The 18,629-nt window shown below is 43.0% G+C and carries 18 protein-coding genes and 1 tRNA gene; 6 read left to right on the top strand and 13 right to left on the bottom strand.

Features of this window, described 5'->3' with window-relative positions; all coding sequences use genetic code 11:
- The first annotated feature begins 3 nt into the window (after positions 1-3).
- The 4 genes from xseA to A0128_RS10055 all read left to right on the top strand — a co-directional run bounded on the left by xseA (position 4) and on the right by A0128_RS10055 (position 3,440).
- The gene (xseA, locus tag A0128_RS10070) at positions 4-1,272 is read left to right on the top strand and encodes an exodeoxyribonuclease VII large subunit (protein WP_069607392.1); all 1,269 of its coding nucleotides are present in this window, start codon (positions 4-6) and stop codon (positions 1,270-1,272) included.
- 1 nt (position 1,273) lies between these two features.
- A complete protein-coding gene (locus A0128_RS10065; protein ID WP_069607391.1) occupies positions 1,274-1,570 on the top strand; it encodes an exodeoxyribonuclease VII small subunit in 297 nt (98 codons plus the stop codon).
- A gap of 112 nt (positions 1,571-1,682) precedes the next feature.
- Positions 1,683-2,255, top strand: coding sequence for a hypothetical protein (locus tag A0128_RS10060; protein WP_069607390.1), 573 nt, complete (start codon positions 1,683-1,685; stop codon positions 2,253-2,255).
- A gap of 258 nt (positions 2,256-2,513) precedes the next feature.
- Positions 2,514-3,440 (top strand): c-type cytochrome, encoded by a 927-nt coding sequence (locus A0128_RS10055; RefSeq protein WP_069607389.1) that lies wholly within the window; start codon positions 2,514-2,516, stop codon positions 3,438-3,440.
- A gap of 389 nt (positions 3,441-3,829) precedes the next feature.
- Here A0128_RS10055 and A0128_RS10045 read toward each other — a convergent pair.
- A tRNA-Asn gene (locus A0128_RS10045) sits at positions 3,830-3,905 on the bottom strand.
- Between the two features lie 210 nt (positions 3,906-4,115).
- Between A0128_RS10045 and A0128_RS10040 the strand changes: the two genes are divergently transcribed.
- Positions 4,116-7,715: a vitamin B12-dependent ribonucleotide reductase gene (locus A0128_RS10040; RefSeq protein WP_069607387.1), complete on the top strand. Its 3,600-nt coding sequence runs from the start codon at positions 4,116-4,118 to the stop codon at positions 7,713-7,715.
- 404 nt (positions 7,716-8,119) lie between these two features.
- Here A0128_RS10040 and A0128_RS22210 read toward each other — a convergent pair whose 3' ends face one another.
- Together A0128_RS22210 and A0128_RS10030 are read right to left on the bottom strand one after the other, a co-directional pair.
- Entirely contained in the window at positions 8,120-9,187 is a 1,068-nt protein-coding gene (locus A0128_RS22210; RefSeq protein WP_069607386.1) for a zinc-dependent alcohol dehydrogenase, read from the bottom strand.
- A gap of 24 nt (positions 9,188-9,211) precedes the next feature.
- Positions 9,212-9,436, bottom strand: coding sequence for a tautomerase family protein (locus A0128_RS10030; RefSeq protein WP_069607385.1), 225 nt, complete (start codon positions 9,434-9,436; stop codon positions 9,212-9,214).
- Between the two features lie 226 nt (positions 9,437-9,662).
- Here A0128_RS10030 and A0128_RS10025 point away from each other — a divergent pair, with 226 nt between their 5' ends.
- Positions 9,663-10,238: a TetR/AcrR family transcriptional regulator gene (locus A0128_RS10025; protein WP_069607384.1), complete on the top strand. Its 576-nt coding sequence runs from the start codon at positions 9,663-9,665 to the stop codon at positions 10,236-10,238.
- A 23-nt stretch (positions 10,239-10,261) separates the two neighbouring features.
- On the opposite strand, the gene A0128_RS10020 is transcribed toward A0128_RS10025, so the two are convergent.
- The 10 genes from A0128_RS10020 to A0128_RS09975 form a co-directional block, all read right to left on the bottom strand.
- Positions 10,262-10,843, bottom strand: a complete 582-nt coding sequence (locus A0128_RS10020; RefSeq protein WP_069607383.1) for a D-Ala-D-Ala carboxypeptidase family metallohydrolase — start codon at positions 10,841-10,843, stop codon at positions 10,262-10,264.
- Positions 10,844-10,942: 99 nt separating this feature from the next.
- The gene (gene gspN / locus A0128_RS10015; protein WP_069607382.1) at positions 10,943-11,854 is read right to left on the bottom strand and encodes a type II secretion system protein GspN; all 912 of its coding nucleotides are present in this window, start codon (positions 11,852-11,854) and stop codon (positions 10,943-10,945) included.
- Positions 11,851-12,375: a hypothetical protein gene (locus A0128_RS10010; RefSeq protein WP_069607381.1), complete on the bottom strand. Its 525-nt coding sequence runs from the start codon at positions 12,373-12,375 to the stop codon at positions 11,851-11,853. The genes gspN and A0128_RS10010 overlap by 4 nt, the downstream gene beginning before the upstream one ends.
- A 7-nt stretch (positions 12,376-12,382) precedes the next feature.
- Entirely contained in the window at positions 12,383-14,008 is a 1,626-nt protein-coding gene (pilM, locus tag A0128_RS10005; protein WP_069607380.1) for a cell division protein FtsA, read from the bottom strand.
- A 7-nt stretch (positions 14,009-14,015) separates the two neighbouring features.
- The gene (locus tag A0128_RS10000) at positions 14,016-15,185 is read right to left on the bottom strand and encodes a type II secretion system minor pseudopilin (protein ID WP_069607379.1); all 1,170 of its coding nucleotides are present in this window, start codon (positions 15,183-15,185) and stop codon (positions 14,016-14,018) included.
- Positions 15,148-15,792, bottom strand: a complete 645-nt coding sequence (locus A0128_RS09995) for a type II secretion system protein GspJ (RefSeq protein WP_427854303.1) — start codon at positions 15,790-15,792, stop codon at positions 15,148-15,150. Before A0128_RS09995 ends, A0128_RS10000 begins: the two co-directional genes overlap by 38 nt.
- 1 nt (position 15,793) lies before the next feature.
- Positions 15,794-16,333 carry a type II secretion system protein gene (locus tag A0128_RS09990; RefSeq protein ID WP_069607377.1) on the bottom strand — a complete coding sequence of 180 codons (540 nt, stop codon included), beginning with the start codon at positions 16,331-16,333 and terminating at the stop codon, positions 15,794-15,796.
- Positions 16,308-16,880, bottom strand: a complete 573-nt coding sequence (locus tag A0128_RS09985; RefSeq protein WP_069607376.1) for a type II secretion system protein — start codon at positions 16,878-16,880, stop codon at positions 16,308-16,310. The genes A0128_RS09990 and A0128_RS09985 overlap by 26 nt, the downstream gene beginning before the upstream one ends.
- 21 nt (positions 16,881-16,901) lie before the next feature.
- Positions 16,902-17,378, bottom strand: a complete 477-nt coding sequence (gene gspG / locus A0128_RS09980; protein WP_069607375.1) for a type II secretion system major pseudopilin GspG — start codon at positions 17,376-17,378, stop codon at positions 16,902-16,904.
- 21 nt (positions 17,379-17,399) lie between these two features.
- The gene (locus A0128_RS09975) at positions 17,400-18,626 is read right to left on the bottom strand and encodes a type II secretion system F family protein (protein WP_069607374.1); all 1,227 of its coding nucleotides are present in this window, start codon (positions 18,624-18,626) and stop codon (positions 17,400-17,402) included.
- Positions 18,627-18,629 lie beyond the last annotated feature (3 nt).

The raw sequence follows: 18,629 nt of genomic DNA, 5'->3' as shown, positions 1-18,629 counted from the left end.
TGATTGGAAGATTCCAAACCTCTTTCCGTCACGGAAGTTACGAGGATTCTTAAAAATCTCATCACCGGATCCAAAGACCTAAAAAATATCTGGGTCCGAGGGGAAATTTCCAATTACAGCAAGGCCAACTCCGGCCATATCTACTTTTCTCTAAAAGACGCGACCTCTTTGGTTCGTTGCACTTTTTTTAATTATTCCAATAAGAATTACGGTGGAAAACCTCTCAGCGACGGAAAAGAAATCCAAGTCTATGGAACGATCACGCTCTACGAAGCCGGAGGTTCCTACAACCTCAACGTCTCCCGAGTGGAAGAATTGGGTCAGGGAGATATTCTACTTCAGATCGAAAGACTCAAACAAAAACTTTCCGCGGAAGGAATCTTTGATCCGGAAAGAAAAAGAAGAATTCCCGCGTTTCCAAAAACGCTCGGGATTGCAACTTCTCCTTCCGGAGCGGCGATCGAAGACATTATCAAAGTGGCACGTTCCCGATTTCCGGGAATCAACATTCTCATTGCGCCTTGTGTCGTTCAGGGTGAAGACGCTCCCAATTCGATTTCAGGCGCCATAGAAGAACTGAATCGCCCGGAATGGAATGTCGACGTGATCATCGCGGGACGAGGCGGCGGAAGTTTCGAAGATCTAATGGCGTTTAACGATGAAAAGGTGGTTCGCGCCTACGCAAATTCTAGGGTTCCGATCATTTCAGCCGTTGGACATCAGACCGACGTTTTGTTAAGTGACTTCGCCGCGGATTTTGCGACCCCGACCCCGACGGCCGCGGCCGAACACGCGGTTCCAAAGGAAGAAGACATTCTTCAATTTCTTTCACAACTGGAAGGAAGACTCAAGACCTCTCTAAACGCGCGCGTTTCTTCGAGCAAGGATCGTCTTCGTCTGTTATCCGGAAAGTTTATCTTCAAGGAACCGATGCAACTCCTGAACGCAAGAAGTCAGAGAGTGGATGAAATCGGAATTCGACTGCAAAAAGCGGTTCAAAACAAATTGGATTTAGCGAAGGTAAGAATCGAACGTTATACGAATCTTACGCCGAGGATTCAAGGTATTCTTTTTCATAAAAAACAAAGGGCGGAATTTTTGACTTCCAAGGTGGAAGATCTTTCCCCCGCTTCTACGATGAAACGCGGCTATTCCATCGTAAGAAACACAAAAGGTAAAATTATCAGTTCTCCGGAACAAACAAAACCGGAAGAAGAATTACAAGTATTGCTTGCGGGCGGAACGATGCAAGTGATCCGAAAAGGAAAATAAGATGGCAGAATCAAAATCAAAAATTTCATTCGAAGAAGCGCTTTTAGAACTCGAGCAGATCGCGGAAAAACTGGAACGACAGGACTTCAGCTTGGAAGAATCTCTCAAAGCCTATGAACGAGGAATGGAACTCAAAAAAATATGCCAGGGAATTTTGGATACGGCGGAAGGAAAGATAGAAGCCCTTACTAAAGACGAATCCAAAAAGACTAACAAGACCGGGTTTCGAGGCGAAACAAAAACGACGACGGAAACAAAAACTTCCGCACAAACTTCGGAAGAAGAGGATCTTTTTTAAGCGTATCTAACGTTTCTTTTCGAAAGTTTTACTCTTTTGATAATAACCTTGACGAAAGAATTAATTTCCTTTTCTTGATTGTTTCCGATCTCAACGATCAACGGAGACAATTATGAATCTAAGGTTTTTATCTTCTATCAGCGACTTTGTAGTTAAACATTCTTCCAATAAAAAGATATTTTTTTATACGCTCGCTTCGATTCTCATTTCAGGATCGATGCAGTTTTTGGAACAGATGATTCCGGTCGGGCCGGGTCAGACACTTCCTTTGAAACTGGACTTTCGTCCTTTTCTAACCGCAAAAGACATCACGGAAGTATTTCAGTTTTACGGAGAATCCGGTAGAACATTGTATTTCTTTCAAGACGTTTTGGATATGTTTCTTCCCTTTGCCGTTTGTTTTATGATCGGTTCTTTTTATTCCAGAGCGGCGATCTATTTAAAACTGCCCGTCTGGATCAATATTGTTCCGTTCGGATTTATCGTTTTTGACTTAATCGAAAATTCCATTGTCTTTTATTTTCTATATACCTGGCCCGTTGTTTCGGAAACGTTAGCCGCGGTTACAGGGGTGATCACCGCCATTAAATTGTCCTTTGTTTTTACTGGTTATGGAATTTTGATCGGAAGTCTATTCGGTCTTTTCCTAAAATATTGTATACAAAAGTTGAATAAAACCCGTTAGAACGGTCGGCTTGGATAGATTCCTTCAATCTCCAACTGGATTTCAAAGAACTGAATATGCCAATTTTATAATGAGAATCTAATTATAGATCGGAGTCGAAAAAAATGAGAGTAAACAGGAAACGACGCTAAAAGAACGCAAATAGACCTGTTGTTTTGTCTTATTGGATTGGGACAATGAATATCGCGACAAACTCAAATCGCGGAATGATTTCTGCGATATCGATATTCAACCTAGGACACAAACGAGGAATGGTATATGCAAAAAGTCTTAAAATGGACCGGAATCTTTTTTTTGACGTTGTTACTGACGGGAGTGGTTGCAACCGCTCTCAGACAAAATTTAAAATATGAAGCGCCCTATCCGGACGTAAAATCTTCCAGCGATCCGGCGATCATCGCCAAAGGAGAGCGTCTTGCTTTTGGAGCCGCTCATTGTACTGATTGTCATACAGCGAATTCGGCTCATTCGGAAAAAGATTCGGAGCGTTCTCTTGCCGGCGGTAAAAAATTTGAATTGCCCGTCGGAAATTTCTACGCTCCCAATATCACTCCGGATCCAGAAACAGGTATCGGTAAATTCTCCGATGCAGAGATTGCCAGATCGCTTCGATACGGCATCCGCCCCGATGGAACCGTCCTTTTGGATTTTATGCCCTTTCACAATACGAGCGACGAGGATCTATCTGCGATATTGTCTTTTGTGAGGAATCTAAAACCGGTAAATAATAAAATTCCAGAGCATGAACTGAATGTGATCGGGAAAATATTAAAGGCTTTTGTCGTAAAACCGGTCGGTCCCAAAGGAGAAGTTTTAAAATCGATCGAGCGCGCCGAAACCGTCGCCTACGGAGAATATCTTGCGAATAACGTCGCCAATTGCAACGGCTGTCATACAAAACGAAATTTGATTGGAGAATTTATCGGAGAACCCTTTGCCGGCGGAGCTCCTATGGAAGATCCGGATCCAACAAAGGAAGCATTGACACCGCCCAATCTCACCCCTCACGCGGAAGGAAGAATCAAGAAGTGGACGGAAAAACAGTTTCTGGCTCGTTTTAGACAGGGAAAATTTATCTCACACAGCCATATGCCTTGGGAAGCCTATTCGAATATGGATGAATTGGAATTGAAGGCGATTTTTAAATTCTTAAAATCCTTAAAACCCACTAAAAACGAAATCTAAAAATCCTCCGTAAAATTCGATTGTCTTTGTGCTTTCGAATTTTACGGAAATCACCGTTCCGCCTAACGCGATCTCGAAATTCAAATTTCCACTTCTTCTTTTTTTGGAAATTCAGAGTCGATTCTTTTTGTTCATAATTTTTTCTCATCGCTCTATAAAATTTTTGATAAGTATATTCTAAAAATTGAATATACAAAGGGATCTTTCAAAAAAATCCCTTTGTTTGGTCGAATTTTTGAATTCTAAAATGAGAATTTTTGCTTCTAGGCGGATTTTTGATAAAAACACTATACAAAAGAGGAGTTTTTTAAGAACGAAATCCAGGGGACTTCGTCTAAAAAGAACCAAAGAAGGGAAAAATTGCCGATATTGGCCAGGCGACAGAAAGGTGGCTCCCCCTGCTGGGCTCGAACCAGCGACCCAGTGATTAACAGTCACTTGCTCTACCGACTGAGCTAAAGGGGAGTATCCTCGGTAGTTAGGCCTATATTTTCAAAAAGGGGTAAGCACGCAACCTTAATTTGTCGCATAGGGCCGCGTTTTTACAACTTTTTGTAGGAAAAATTTTAATTCTTCGGAGAAGGGAGAGCGAAAAAAAGCTTTGGATCATTTTTCCTTTTTCTTAGAGTGACATAATCCCTTCTTACTAGTCTTACGGAGTCTGAGAGCAAATTTATGAAGCTAAACCGTCATTTTACCGCCCCCAAAGGTGAAGAATCGTCCGAAATTCGTTGGGCGAAACGCAATTCCAGGATTTCCAATCCGGATGGATCTAAAGTTTTCGAAGCAAACGACATCAAGGTTCCTGAGGGTTGGTCCCAGGTCGCAGTTGATATTCTTGCGCAGAAATATTTCCGTCGTAAAGGAATTCCTAAGTATCTCAAAAAGATACAAGAGGAAGGGATTCCAGAATGGCTTCAAAAATCGGTTCCCGATACGGAAAAATTGGAATCGTTAAAGCCGGAAGATCGTTTTGGCGGTGAAACCAGCGCGCTCGAAGTCTTTCATAGACTAGCGGGATGTTGGACGTATTGGGGATATAAATACAAATACTTCTCCGATGAAGAAAGTGCAAAAGTTTTCTACGATGAAATCGTATATATGCTCGCTACTCAGATGGCGGCTCCCAATTCCCCTCAGTGGTTCAACACAGGTTTGAACTGGGCTTATGGAATTGATGGTAAATCTCAAGGTCATTATTATGTGGATCCGACGACCGGTAAGCTCGTTAAGTCCGCTTCGGCCTATGAACATCCTCAACCTCACGCTTGTTTTATCCAAAGTGTGGACGACGATCTCGTAAACGAAGGTGGAATCATGGATCTTTGGGTTCGTGAAGCCAGACTTTTTAAATACGGTTCTGGAACTGGAACCAACTTCTCCAATTTAAGAGGAGAAAACGAACCCCTTTCCGGCGGAGGAAAGAGTTCCGGTCTCATGAGTTTCTTAAAGATCGGAGATCGCGCCGCGGGTGCGATCAAATCCGGCGGAACTACTCGTCGCGCCGCGAAGATGGTTTGTCTCGACGTAGACCATCCGGATATCGAAAGTTTTGTAGATTGGAAAGTAACCGAAGAAAAGAAAGTAGCTTCTCTGGTAACCGGTTCTATGTTGAATAACCGTCATCTCAATGCGATCATTTCCGCTTGTTACGAGATGGAAGGTGAAGATCGTTTTGATCCTAAGAAGAATTCTTCTCTTAAAAAAACCATCGTAGAAGCAAAGAAGGTTTTAATTCCCGATAATTACATCAAACGTGTGATCGATCTCGCCAAACAAGGTTACAAAGAAATTCTTTTTGAAGAACTCACAACCGATTGGCAATCCGACGCTTACAATACGGTTTCCGGTCAGAACAGCAACAACTCGGTTCGTCTTACGAATGAATTTATGACCGCGGTAGAACAAGACCAACCTTGGAACTTGTATTTCAGAACCGAAAAAGAAAGAGCGAAAGCGGAAGGACGCAAACCAAAAGCTTCCGAAACTCTCAGAGCGAGAGAACTTTGGGAAAAAATTTCCTATGCTGCTTGGGCGAGCGCGGATCCTGGAACTCAATATCATACAACAATCAATGAATGGCATACTTGTCCGGAAGACGGTCCGATCAACGCATCGAACCCCTGCTCCGAATATATGTTCTTGGATAACACGGCTTGTAATCTCGCCTCGGCGAATTTACAAAAGTTCGTAGATCTGGAAACGTTGAACTTCGACGTGGAAGGATATCGTTATCTTTGTAAACTCTGGACGATCATTCTTGAAATCTCCATTACGATGGCGCAGTTTCCGTCTAAGGAAATCGCAGAACTTTCTTATAAGTTCCGGACAGTAGGTCTTGGTTATGCAAACCTCGGTTCCGTTCTGATGATTCTTGGAATTCCTTATGATTCTCAAGAAGCGATGGCGATCACAGGTGCGATCTCTTCCATCATGCACATGACCGCTTATGCTACTTCCGCAGAGATGGCGAAAGAACAAGGTCCTTTTGCAGGGTATGCGAAGAATAAAAAGCACATGTTGAAAGTGATTCGTAATCATAGAAGAGCGGCTTACAATGCTCCTTCCGGCGATTACGAAGGTCTTACGATCACTCCCGTGGGAATCAATCCTGCGTTCTGCCCTTCCTATATGTTGAAAGCGGCTCAAGAGGATTCGGATCTCGCTTTGGCTCTGGGTGAAAAACACGGTTATAGAAATGCTCAAGTTACCGTAATCGCACCTACCGGAACGATCGGTCTCGTGATGGATTGTGATACTACGGGAATCGAGCCCGATTTCGCACTGGTGAAATTCAAAAAACTCGCCGGCGGCGGTTATTTCAAAATCATCAATCAATCAGTTCCTTTTGGTTTGAAAAAATTAGGTTATTCTCCTTCCGAGATTGAAGCGATCGTAAACTATTGCAAAGGACACGCTACTCTGAACGGTGCCCCGATCGTAAATACACAAGCTCTGAAAGAAAAAGGTTTTACGAATGAGATTCTCGAAAAAGTGGAAGCTTCTCTTCCGCTCGCTTTCGATATCAACTTTGCGTTCAACAAGTTCAATCTGGGAGAAGACTTCTTAACCCGTAATCTTGGAATCGCAAAGGAAATCTTTGATGTTCCCGGTTTTTCTCTTTTGGAATACCTCGGTTTTTCTAAAGACGATATCAACAAAGCAAACGATTACGTTTGTGGAACGATGACGATAGAAAACGCTCCTTTCTTGAAAGAGAAAGACTATCCTGTTTTTGATTGTGCAAACAAATGCGGTAAGTATGGAAAAAGATTCCTTTCTTACGAATCTCATATTCGCACGATGGCAGCGGCTCAACCGTTTATCAGCGGCGCGATCTCTAAGACGATCAACCTTCCGGAAGACGCGGTCGTAGAGGATGTGAAAAACGCATACTTCCTTTCCTGGAAGATGATGATCAAAGCAAACGCTCTTTACAGAGACGGATCAAAACTTTCTCAACCGCTCAATTCCGTGTTGGAGCTTCTGAATGGAATTGAAATCGAAGAGCAAGACGAAGTCAGAGAAGCTTTGATTTCCAGAGATCCCGTTCAAATCGCGGAAAAAGTAATTACGAAGTATATCTCTCATAGAAGAAAACTTCCAAGCAGAAGAGCGGGGTATACTCAAAAGGCGATCGTAGGCGGTCACAAGGTTTATTTGAGAACCGGTGAATACGAAGACGGTCAGATCGGAGAGATCTTTATCGATATGCACAAGGAAGGAGCGGCGTTTAGAAGTTTGATGAACGCGTTCGCAATTTCAGTTTCCTTAGGTCTTCAACACGGGGTTCCATTGGAAGAATATGTGGATGCATTTACATTCTTCAAATTTGAGCCGAACGGAATCGTTTCCGGAAACAAACACATCAAGATGAGTACTTCCGTTATCGATTATATCTTTAGAGAATTGGCGATTACTTATCTCGGAAGATACGACCTCGGACAAGTGGCTCCGGAAGATTTGAGAGGAGACGAGATCGGTTCCAAAAGAGCTACCGCAGAATCAAACGTAAGTGAAAAAGAAACGGTTACGAACACTGCGGTTGCGGAAGCTCCTCCGAAGAAAGAAGTGGAAACCATTTCTTATTCTCAGATGATTTCCAAGGAAAGAACTTCTGCTCCAACTGGACTTGCGCTTCTGGAAGAAGTAAAACTCGCGAAGATCAAGGGTTATACCGGAGATTCTTGTTCCGAATGTGGATCGTTTGAAATGGTGAGAAATGGATCTTGTCTGAAGTGTATGTCCTGCGGGTCTACCACTGGATGTTCTTGATTCAAAGTCGCTAAAAGAAAAGATAAAAGATCCCGAGGTTATTGATTTGATATCGGGTGAAAAAAAGGTCTGGATGGATTTTCATTCAGACCTTTTCTTTTTTAGGAGACGTTTTTATTTAAAGAATTCAAAAAGCATTTTGATTTCAAGATGTAAATCGCATCCTCGCAATCCGAATCTTGTATCAGCTTTTTATTTAACTGGGATTTCTTTTAAAAAAATTCGAATCCTTCCAGATTAGTGCTCTTCTCAATTCTGAATGAAAAAATTCAAAGTTTGCCTCGATGCGTCTCGGGCGAAGGAAGTCCCTAACGAAAGACGGTAGGATCGATTTGTTTTTTAAGTTATATCACCGATTCGATCGATCCCGGGTTTCGAACGTATCAGTGATTTTTCTGATAAGATTAAGGGACTTCAATTTTAGGTCGGTATACATCGGTGAGAATGCTGGGACGAACTAATACCGGTTTCATCGAAGGATCACTCAATACAGTCGGAGCCTCGTCGAATGGCCTTTCCTCTGTTACGATGATCTCCGGTTTGATTTTTCCACTCGTAATGAAGTCGGTAGCCGCTGCAAAATTAATTCTACCCAAGCCGCGCCCTGTATAAAAGTGCAAACCCTTTGCATACATATCCAACATAGGGAATGCTATATCGTTGAAATGCCCTCCTACGCTTGAACAATAACCTTCCGGTTCCGTAGAACGAATCGCACACAAAAGACCTTCTTGCGAAGCGCTCGTATCGACCGTAATCGGATATCTGCCGGGACGTTTTCCAATTCTTTGTCTTGGTAAACTTTCAATCGGATTGGCTCCGAGTTTTTCGGCGATTTCCAATCTTGCTTTGTTTGTATCCACATAGTCGACGGCTCCTGCCCCCGCTGCGCGCGCGTAAGCCGCCGCAAACAGTCCAATGGAACCGGTGCCACCCATAATTAACACATCGGCTCCGGGGTTGTTTAGAAGATGTGGTACGGTCAATTCGTAGCCGAAAGGAATATTATCGCTTAGGCTTGCGACGTGAGAAGGATTGAGACTCGCGGGTAAGGCGAATAACGTAGCATCCGCATTCGGCACACGAACGAGATCTGAAAAAAAACCGCCCCACTTTCCTCCTACGGACATACCGAACATCGCGCCTTGAGGATACGAAGCACAAGTGTTCATCAATCCTTTTCGACATCGATGACATTGACCGCAAGAAAGGTGCCAGCTAACAACGACTAACTGACCCTTATAGAAACTTCGAACACCTTCTCCGACTTCGATAATCTCGCCGATACATTCGTGTCCAATCTCAAAAGGTCCTTTAAAAGGTGTTTTTCCTTGAATGATCATTATATCCAGATCACAAGTGGACGAGGCAACAGGACGGACGATTGCGTCTTCCGGATGTAACAAGGTAGGTTCGGGCGATTCCCTCCAATCCAACTTCCCCGGTGAAAAGTATGTAAGAGCTCGGTTCATCCTATTTTCCTCATAGATTGAATTTTATTTTGTAGTTTCCGTGGATTGTTTCATTGCGTCTAACGTGACTACTTTTCCGGACATTCCCCAGCCTCCGTCGGGAACCTCGTTAATATGGACCCAGGTGTATCGACGAACGACCGGTTTTCCTTCCGCTTCTACGACTGCGTCGGTCACTTTTTGAATCATATCATTCTTCATCTCCGCCGACAAGGATCCCGCAGGGACAAAAATTTGAACTAAGGGCATAAGAATTCTCCTTTTTTACAGGATTTAATATTATGACGATCATCATAATCATCAAGAAAAATTTTAACGGAGATTGCAATAAAATGTAGAAAAATTGACTATGGTATAAAATAATTTAGAGATTGAAAAAGAGAATCCGATTAAAATTATGATGGACTGTCTAATATTTGGGCTTCCGATCTAAGAATCAAAAATCTTTGCGGAATTCTAATTTGAGGAAGAATTGATGGAAAAAATATCCCGAACGAAAAAAGAAATGATTACGGCCGCTCGTAAGCTGATTCAAGCAAAGGGAGTTGCCGCAACCGGACTCATGGAAATTGTTTCGGTCGCGGAAACTTCCAGAGGTTCGATTTATCATCATTTTCCCGGTGGAAAAGACGAATTGATCTGCTTAGCCATCGAAGAAGCGACAATTCTTGCCGAAACAGGTATCATTCGAGCCGGTAGAAATGGAAGAAACGTAGCCGAGGTCATACGAAAGATTGCTTCCGTTTTTAGGCAGACTCCAGAAAATTCCAAATGGCAAGTCGGTTGCCCCGTCGCAGCCACAGCCATAGAAGGTCATTCGCAACCGCCTGTGGTAAGAGAAGCGGTAGCAAACGCCTTCACTCGTTGGAGCCAGGCGATTGAATCCACTCTAAAAAATGCCGGTTTAAAGACAAAGGAAGCGAAAGCCGTCGGACTTGGTCTTTTGGCCGCGTTGGAAGGCGGCTTGCTATTAGCCCGAGGTTTATCTTCTTCAGAACCCTATGATACGATCGTTGAATTGATAATCGCAGGCGTGACCGTAAAACGTTAGTTTCGATCGATCGGAAGAAATTTTTACTTTTCCCACTTTCGAAAACCGTTCGTGTCGATATGAAATCGGTTTCGAGAATACAATCCGAGTCCGATCTTTCGTTCGGCTCCATTTTTTTCCCAAAGTTTTAAAAGACGATTCTTTAAATGGGCGTGATCGATTTCGCGATCGGGGATCATATCTAAAGCGGAAAAATGAAGATGCCGACTCGATTTTGCACCGCCCGCTTTTTCGTTATAATCTTCTTCTCGAAAGCTATAAACCACCGTAACCGGACCGATCTGGGGAACTATCAAATCGCGAATCACCCTCAATGTCGGTAGGATGTTTGACCACAGAGCTTTGGGAGGAATCGCAAAAGGTTGACTTTTCGTTTGTCTCCAATCCGTGCCCTGCCTCAATAGTTGTTCCAAGGGAACTACATTCAAGACTTTGTGTTCACGAAGAAATGTTTCCAAGGCTTTGATTTTTTTTTGATTTCCCGGAAGTTTCCTAAATTCGTTCCACTGTTCTTTCGAAGGAGGTGTATGAGGTTGGAAAGCGCAGAAAGAACAGAAAAACAACGGGATAAAAATAACAATTCTCTTGAGGACGAGCTTGTTCATGACATCGATAGAGGAGGATATAGAACGAAAAATCGTAAAAATTTCAAAATCCGTTTTTTAACATTTCAATCCGGATTCAAATACTATCAAATAACTCCCTTACGGAGTTGCGGGCGGGCCGGTCAATCCCGGAATCTTTGCTTCCGGTTTTCCAATGGTTCCCATCAATGGAATACACTTTTCGTTACTTTGTTTACTCAAAACCGTAAGCATATCTTCGATATCCTGTCTTTCTAAAGCAAAGTTACGATCCAATTCTAAACAGACCTTAAGATTCAGCTGCGAGAATTGAATACTTTCAGATAAACGAATATTTCCCGTGATATCAAAGCGTGCGATCGAAGTATCCAAGGTAAAATCTTTAAAGATTAGATTCCCGCCTTGAAGATTGATCTTTGCCAAAAATTTCTTTATCGTGATGTTCTTGAGTTCGCCGAGAAGAGGAATTTCCGGAAGTTCCATGATCATCGCGGACGATCCAGCCGGAATTTCTATATCCAGGTCACCGCCCATTCTTGCGATTCCGGCGTCCAGATTTTCGATTTTCCCCTGACCTTCGATGCGAGGAATTTTTGCAAACGGTCCGTTCTCCGTATCGATTTTCAAAGAGATGAGTTTGAATTTTCCGTCGAACTTACGTTTCATAAGTCCGAACAGAGAAGTCTTCAAGACCGTCTCTTCGGATTTGATTTTGAGATTGGAAGGTGTAGTAATTTCCAGAGTATCCAGAGTAATGTTTCCCAGGATGGAAATGCTCAGATCTCGAAAGTTGATGATGGTTCCTGTTTTTGTGGAAGAAGTATTCAAAGAACTACGTATGATTTCGTCCAGAGGAAAGAGAAGAATCGTAAATAGAAAAAAGGAAAAAACACCGGTTCCGATTAGATAGAGTTTTTGTTTTAGAGTGAATCGAGGCGCAGCCTCTTCTTCCTCTTCTTGAAGTTCCAGAGTTAAGAATTCTTCCTCCTCCGGCGTGAGGGTTTCTTCCTGAAATTCTTCTTCTTTTTTCATCGTTTGTTGCCTTCTCGACTATAGCTCGACAATTTCAGGTTTACGTCATAGACTTCCTTTCCCTGAAACGGTTTTCTAAAGTTAAGATATTCCACTCTCGCATTGATCATTTTATTTTTTTCTATGTCGTAAACAAAACGAAAGACATTGTCAAGCGTGACCGACCTAAAATTGATATCGATCGTAGTTCGTTTGTATTTTTTATCTTCGATCGCATACGAGTCTTTCATCGTTGAAATTTTTTCTTTCAAGCCGTATCTTACAAAAATTTCGTCGAGTTTTGCATAGATCGCGCTAACGTCCGAATCTCCTCCGGAAGAATCCAGGGAACGAAAGTCATTGTATTCCTGAATGATCTTATCCAGTTTTACCGGAGCGGTTCTCGAATCTTGAACCCTTTCGGTTAAACCTTGGCGAATACTTACGATCTTCTGGATGGCTAAGAATAAAATCAGCAGTAGAATCGCGCCGATTCCACCGAGTACGATCAACCTTTCTCTGGGTTCTAATTTTTCGAGCATAATGATCTTAAAAAGATTCCTCCGCGCCGACGGGCTTATTCACAACCTTCATCGTGATCGTAAAAGAAACTTTGTAGGTCTTGATACCCTGCATCATTCTTTTGTTTGTCACCTCTATGTCCTTGAACATCGGAGATTTTTCCAAGGATCTTTGTACAACCCCGATTTCGCTAAACTCGTTCACTCTTCCGCCTATTTTCACCAGATCCTGATCGTAGTCGAATTGATCCAACTGAAACGGTTGCATATCGGACGCTGGAAAGTTCATAGAGAGTTCAAAAAGAATATCAAGAATACTCGGTTTACTTAAGTAGAGTCTGTAGATCTCGGTCTTTTTCTTCTCGTCGTTTTTGAGTTTTGTGGCGTATTCTAAAATGTCCACGTCTTCTGGGGCGGATCTTCCAAAACCCCTTTGGAATTTTTCGGCGAGTAGTTTTTCGCTCGCGCTTAACTTTCTTTTATCGATGACGATTCCCACGAAAAAAACAGTGATTAGGATAAAAAGAGATACGCCTGAAAAAATCAGGTGCGGACGAAACTGATCGAAGTTTAGAATATTCTTATTGATCCGTTTTACGTGAGGAGTGTTGATAAAATCGATTTTATCTTTTTTTGCTAAACCGAAATGGTAACCCATTCCGAAACAAGTGGAGAATGTGTCGCCGTCCAAGGAGAGAAAATCGTATCTTCTCGTAATCAGTCCGAGGGATTCTCCAAAAACAGATTCGATTCCTCGGATCTTACTTCCCCCGCCGGAAAGATACAAAACTTCCGGTCTTTCAGTTTCATTCATAGAAACGATACTTCTGTGAATTTCAGAGGAAAGTTTTTCAGCAAATTTCGAAACGCTTTGAAAGGATTTTTTAATATCGGCGACTTTGAGTTTGAATTCTTTTGCGAATAGATTTAAGCCGTCGTCTTCTCCGGAGAAAGGTTCGAATTGGAGAGAAAGTTTGATCGCTTCCGCTTTCTCAAATGGAATTTTTAAATCCGAAGCGATCTGTTCCGTGAGAGTGTCTCCTCCCATGGAAATATATCTCGTATGCGCCACCTTTCCTTCGGAGAGAATGTTTAGGATCGTAACTCTTCCTCCGATGTCGGCCTGCGCACAATTCTTATAAGTGATTTCCTTGTTTGTATGTTCCGCGATGACCGTCGACAAGCTCACGGAGTCTACGAAGAGGCCTCGGAAAACTATGTTCGTATCTAAAAAAGGAAACGTGATGAAGTCGAGTTCCGAGTGATGAGCACAATACGCGATCACATCGGATTTTTCCTGATCGATTCTCCAGATACTTCCCGTGACTTCTACGGTTTCCATTGGGAACGGAATTCTATTTTCCACTTCGAAAGGAATCACTTCTCGAATCGCTTTGACAGTCGTGAGTGGAATGTGCAATTCTCGAACAAACAAACGATCCAGAGGAAGATTGAGGACGATACTCGTTTCTCCGGGAAAGTAAGAGTTGATAAAACGAAGAACGTTGTGGCGATACTCTTCTTCTTCACCATGAGAGATACTCATGATCTCGGAACGAAGAATGCTCAGCTTTCCGAGAACTTTTTGGAAGAGAACTCCTTTGATCGTGCTCGTTCCGTAGTCGATTGCAAGAAATTGATCGTAAATAAACATCTTACTTTTAGTCTTCCATATAATAGAGCATGGTGCTGTTGGTCAGATCGAAGATTCCGGTGATCCTTCGAATTGTCTTTCCAACTTGTCCCACCGCTACGATTCTAAATATTTCGCCCTTGGTCTTGACCCTTCCGCCGGAGACGTCAGTTCCTTCCCCCGCGAGTTCCTTATAAAGAGTAAGACCACCGGCCGTCGGAATCTGAAATTCCTGAAATTTCTCGATGTCCTTCAGCTCTTTGATAAAACCGCCCTGCTCCAATTTGAATTTGAGAATTCTCATAGCGGCCTGTTTAGTCATAAAATCGGATAAAGACATCAAAACAAAATATGGCGCCGCGTTCAAGTTGATTCTATCGTCTGAGTTTTGTCCGGATGGGATATAGGCGGTGATATTGTTTGCCAAAACGAAATCACTGTCTCCAATGAGGGCCTTTTCTTCTTCGGATTGAAACGCGTTCGAATACTTTTCAGCGTAGTCCGCTGGCTTTAAAGAGCCATAGACGATTTCCCGATCGAAACCTTTTACGGAAACGAGTTCGGAAACGGAATACATAAATGAATTCTTATTTTTGCGAGGAGGTTTTAAGGAAGAATAGTATCCGTCCTCGGCGCCCCCGCCGGTTTCCTGAAGATCCGTATCCATCCAATCAAAGATCGGAAAGATCTTTTCCCTTTTGATTCCGAGTTTATCGAAAAGACGGGAAACCATTTCCACGGCGCGCAGATTTTGTTGGTTATCATCCGGATTGAGAAGTGTGTTGAGATTGATCTTTCCGTCTTCGGAGCTGATCTTATAGTAGATCGTTCCTCCACCCATCGGAAGCGGAGGCGGATTGAGTGCGATCCCACTTTTGTAGAGGTATTCTTCCGGAATCTTTTTAAGAGCGCCTAACGCGCCTTGAAATCCAGCTTTTGCAAGCAAAAGCGCTCTGAATCCGTCCGCGTCCGCCTGCGCAATCCTACGTTCTCCGAGGGCGCGTTCTCCGAATTCGGTAGCCGTATAAAAGGAAGCCGTTCCGATCGCCATGACGAGAATGACTACCATAAATCCTTCCCTGGATTTGCGCAGAGTTTTACGCGCGAGATAAGTTCTGGATTCTTTAAACTCGGAGGTATTTAAGAATATTCTGATTTTCTTATTTAAAAAGAATTCCCGGAAACGCGAGAGTTTCATAGCGGACCTCCTTTTTGCCGGAATTTACGATCATCTCGATTCGAATGAGTCTCGGTAGAACCTTTGTGAGCTTGGAATCCCATTCGTCTTCCCATTTGGCGCCCGTTCTGGAATACTTTAATTGAAAACTTTTGACGTGACTGAGGAGAGTGTATTCGGTTCCGCCCGATTTCGGATAACGATCCACCATCTCGTCTTCTCTTCGAATCAGAAAATTGTAATCCGGTTGCTCCGGCATAGGTTTGAGATAAAATCCGACTTCTCTGACTTCGGGCATCGAGGTTTCTTCCGAGTTGGGATGGGTCGCGGCAAAGTCCAAACGGTCCTTTCGATCGATTCCTCTCCCGTCGTTTTTTCCAACGAAGATCAACCTTCTTTGTGTTTGGTGAAAGTAAGCCATTGAAATCGTACTACGAACATTTTCCATCGCGAGCAAAATGTCTCTTTTGGAAGCTCCGCCTGGAGAAGAGGATTCCCTGGAAATTTTAAGAGCCGTATAATAGGTAGAAAAAATTCCGGTAAAGATCACGCCCAAAATCATCACTACGATCGAAATTTCGATCAAGGTGAACCCTTTGCGAAAGAATTTTGAACGGGCATTTTTCATTTTAATACTGTGCCGATTTGAAAGTTTCCGCGGTATAGGATTCGGTTCCGCTTCCAGTAGGATAATTGATCGTAACCTTAATTCTAAAAACTCGAATGATCCCTGCTGTGGAAGCTCCTTGATTCGCCTGACCGGATCTTCGCATAATCAGTTTGTTCATCTCCGAATCTCTTCCACCCAACAGGTCTTCCGGTTTTTTACCTTCCTTACCCGCGAGTTTGAGAAGATCCATATCTTCTTCCCCGATCTGTGTTTTAAAACTATAACCTGGATAACCCGGAATTTCTCCGGTAGTGTTGTCGGATTGAAGAACCGAAACGGAATCGATCTGAGCCATCTTGATCTTTGCAAGATGAACCGCGTTTGACATGACAGCCGCGAGTCTTTGTTGTCTGATCCCGTTGGAAATGACCATATACGTATACGTCATCGCGATTCCGGCTAACGCGAGCGCGATGGAAACCTCGATCAGGTTGAAACCCTTTCGAAAAGAATGTTTCCATTTGGAGAAGAATTTAAGGCTGCTGTTGTTCGTTTTCATCCTGTTGTTCTTTCCAATTCTTATCGTTTGAGAGGTTGGAAGAAGTGTGAAATTGTTCCCCTTCCAGAACGGTAACCTTTCCTCCGTAACGATAGATGATCAAGGTTCGATAAATGGACGGATCGTTTCCCAAGTGAATGCTGTAATCCGCGGCGATGCCTAGGTAAGTAAAAGGAACCTTGACGATTCCCTTTGTATATCGAAAACCTCGAATGTCGGTGATATCTATGATTTCGGAATTGTACGGAAGTTTTTGAGGTTTGAAGACCAACACTTCTTTGATTCCACTTTCGTCTCGGACGAGTTTTTTTACGGTGTAAGTATCGTTTTCAATATCCAATTCCAAAACCATGGTCGTATTTGTAAGAATCGATTTGCGATAACAAAATTCAGCCGCTTGTTTGAGAGTTTGTGCCGCGTCCGAACTAGAGGGAACGATGAAATTCGCGGCGGTAGTTGCAAGAATACTAATTAACCCCGCGAGGATCGCGATCACCACGATCAACTCGATCAGGGTGAATCCTTTCCGGATATTTCTTATTTTCATAACCGGAAAGGAGAAGGAAGTTTATTTTCTGCGGAAGTCGGAAGGATATTCGTCTTCGTTGAGAATGTTGAAGTCAGCATTTTTGCCTTCTCCGCCTTCTTTTTTATCTTTGCCTAGGGTAAATAATTGAACGTCTCCGGCCGCGTCTCTTTTGAGTTTGTAAGAAGTTCCCCAAGGATCGTTGATCGCTCCTTTTTTACTCAGGATCGGTTTCCAATCTTCAGGAACTTCTCCCGTAGTCGGTTTTTCGACAAGAGCTTCTAATCCTTGTTCGTCGCTCGGATAAGAGCCGTATCTCTGTGCGTATCTTTCCAGATGAGATTGTAATTCGTATGCGTCTTTCTTAAGTTTCAGAGCCGCCGTATCGTCGCTAATTTCACCCGGACGAAAGTTGGAATAAACCAAAGCGATGAGCGCTCCTAAGATAATCACGACAACAGCGAGTTCTATCAGTGTGAGACCTTTTCTGTATTTTCTTTTTAATTTGGACAGATTCAATTGAATTCTCCTTATTCTAAATTATATATTTTGAAGTTGCTGCGTCAAGTTGTACATTGGGACCATGATCGAGGCCATAATCGTTCCAATGAGAAGACCCATTACCACAATCATGAGCGGTTCCATGGATTGTGTCATCGTTTTAATCGCGGTATCCACTTCGGTATCGTAAATATCCGCGAGTTTGTTCATCATTTCCGGAACCCGGTCCGAAACCTCTCCGGCTGCAATCATACCGATCACCATCTGAGGAAGAATCACCGATCCGCTAAAGGAAGCCGAAAGTTTTTCTCCTTCCTTGATTCTATCGACCGCGTTTTTGATTTCTTCCCCGAAGATGGAATGATCCACAATACGTTCAACGATGGAAAGAGTTGTGATCAAGGGAACTCGATTGCTTAGAAGAATCCCGATGTTTCTCGCAAAACTACTGACTAAAACCTTACGAGCCAAAGAACCCAAAATCGGAACCTTGAGAATAAACTCGTCCCAGTTTCGTTTTCCTTGGGGAGTATTTTTATAATAGATAAAGCCCACGATTCCACCAAAACCCAACGCGAGAAGAAGCCACCAAAATCCTATGAGAATATCGGAAACTCCGATGACGATTCGAGTGATCAAAGGGAGTTTTGCGTCGAACTGCAAAAACAATTCTTGAATCTGAGGAATTACCACGGTCAATAAAAAGATCGTTACAAAGATGGAAAGAGAACCCATGATAAAGGGATAAACCATCGCGACTTGGACTTTTGCTTTGAGCTCGCTCGACTTCTCTTCCAATTCGGCGAGTCGAGTGAGAGTCGCTTCGTAATCTCCCGTTTTTTCTCCGACCGCGACAAGAGAAGGAAACTGACTCGGAAACACGTCAGGATGTTTTTTCATCGCTTCGGATAAGGAAGAGCCTTCGGTGATGTTGGCTTGCATTCCGGTTAAAACTTTTCTAAAATTCTGATTATCGGTTTGTTCTACGATGCTCGCCAAGGATTTGTCGAGAGGAATTCCCGCTCCGAGCAAGGTCGCGAGTTGTCTTGAAAAAAGACCGACCTCTTTTCTAGGAATTCTATAAAAGTATTTTGCTAAGAATGGAAAAAGTTCTCGGTCTTTTTTTTCGGAATCTTCTGAGATGTTTCGAACGTAGAGTCCCTTGTTTTTTAGTTTCGAACGAGCCGCTTGGAGGGACGCCGCGTCTATGATTCCCTTTTCTTCTTTTCCTTTTTTGTTGAATGCTACGTAAGAATAAATTGCCATTTT

It is taken from the genome of Leptospira tipperaryensis, assembly GCF_001729245.1.
Lineage (GTDB): Bacteria > Spirochaetota > Leptospiria > Leptospirales > Leptospiraceae > Leptospira > Leptospira tipperaryensis.
This window is presented reverse-complemented; position numbering and strand designations above follow the sequence as displayed.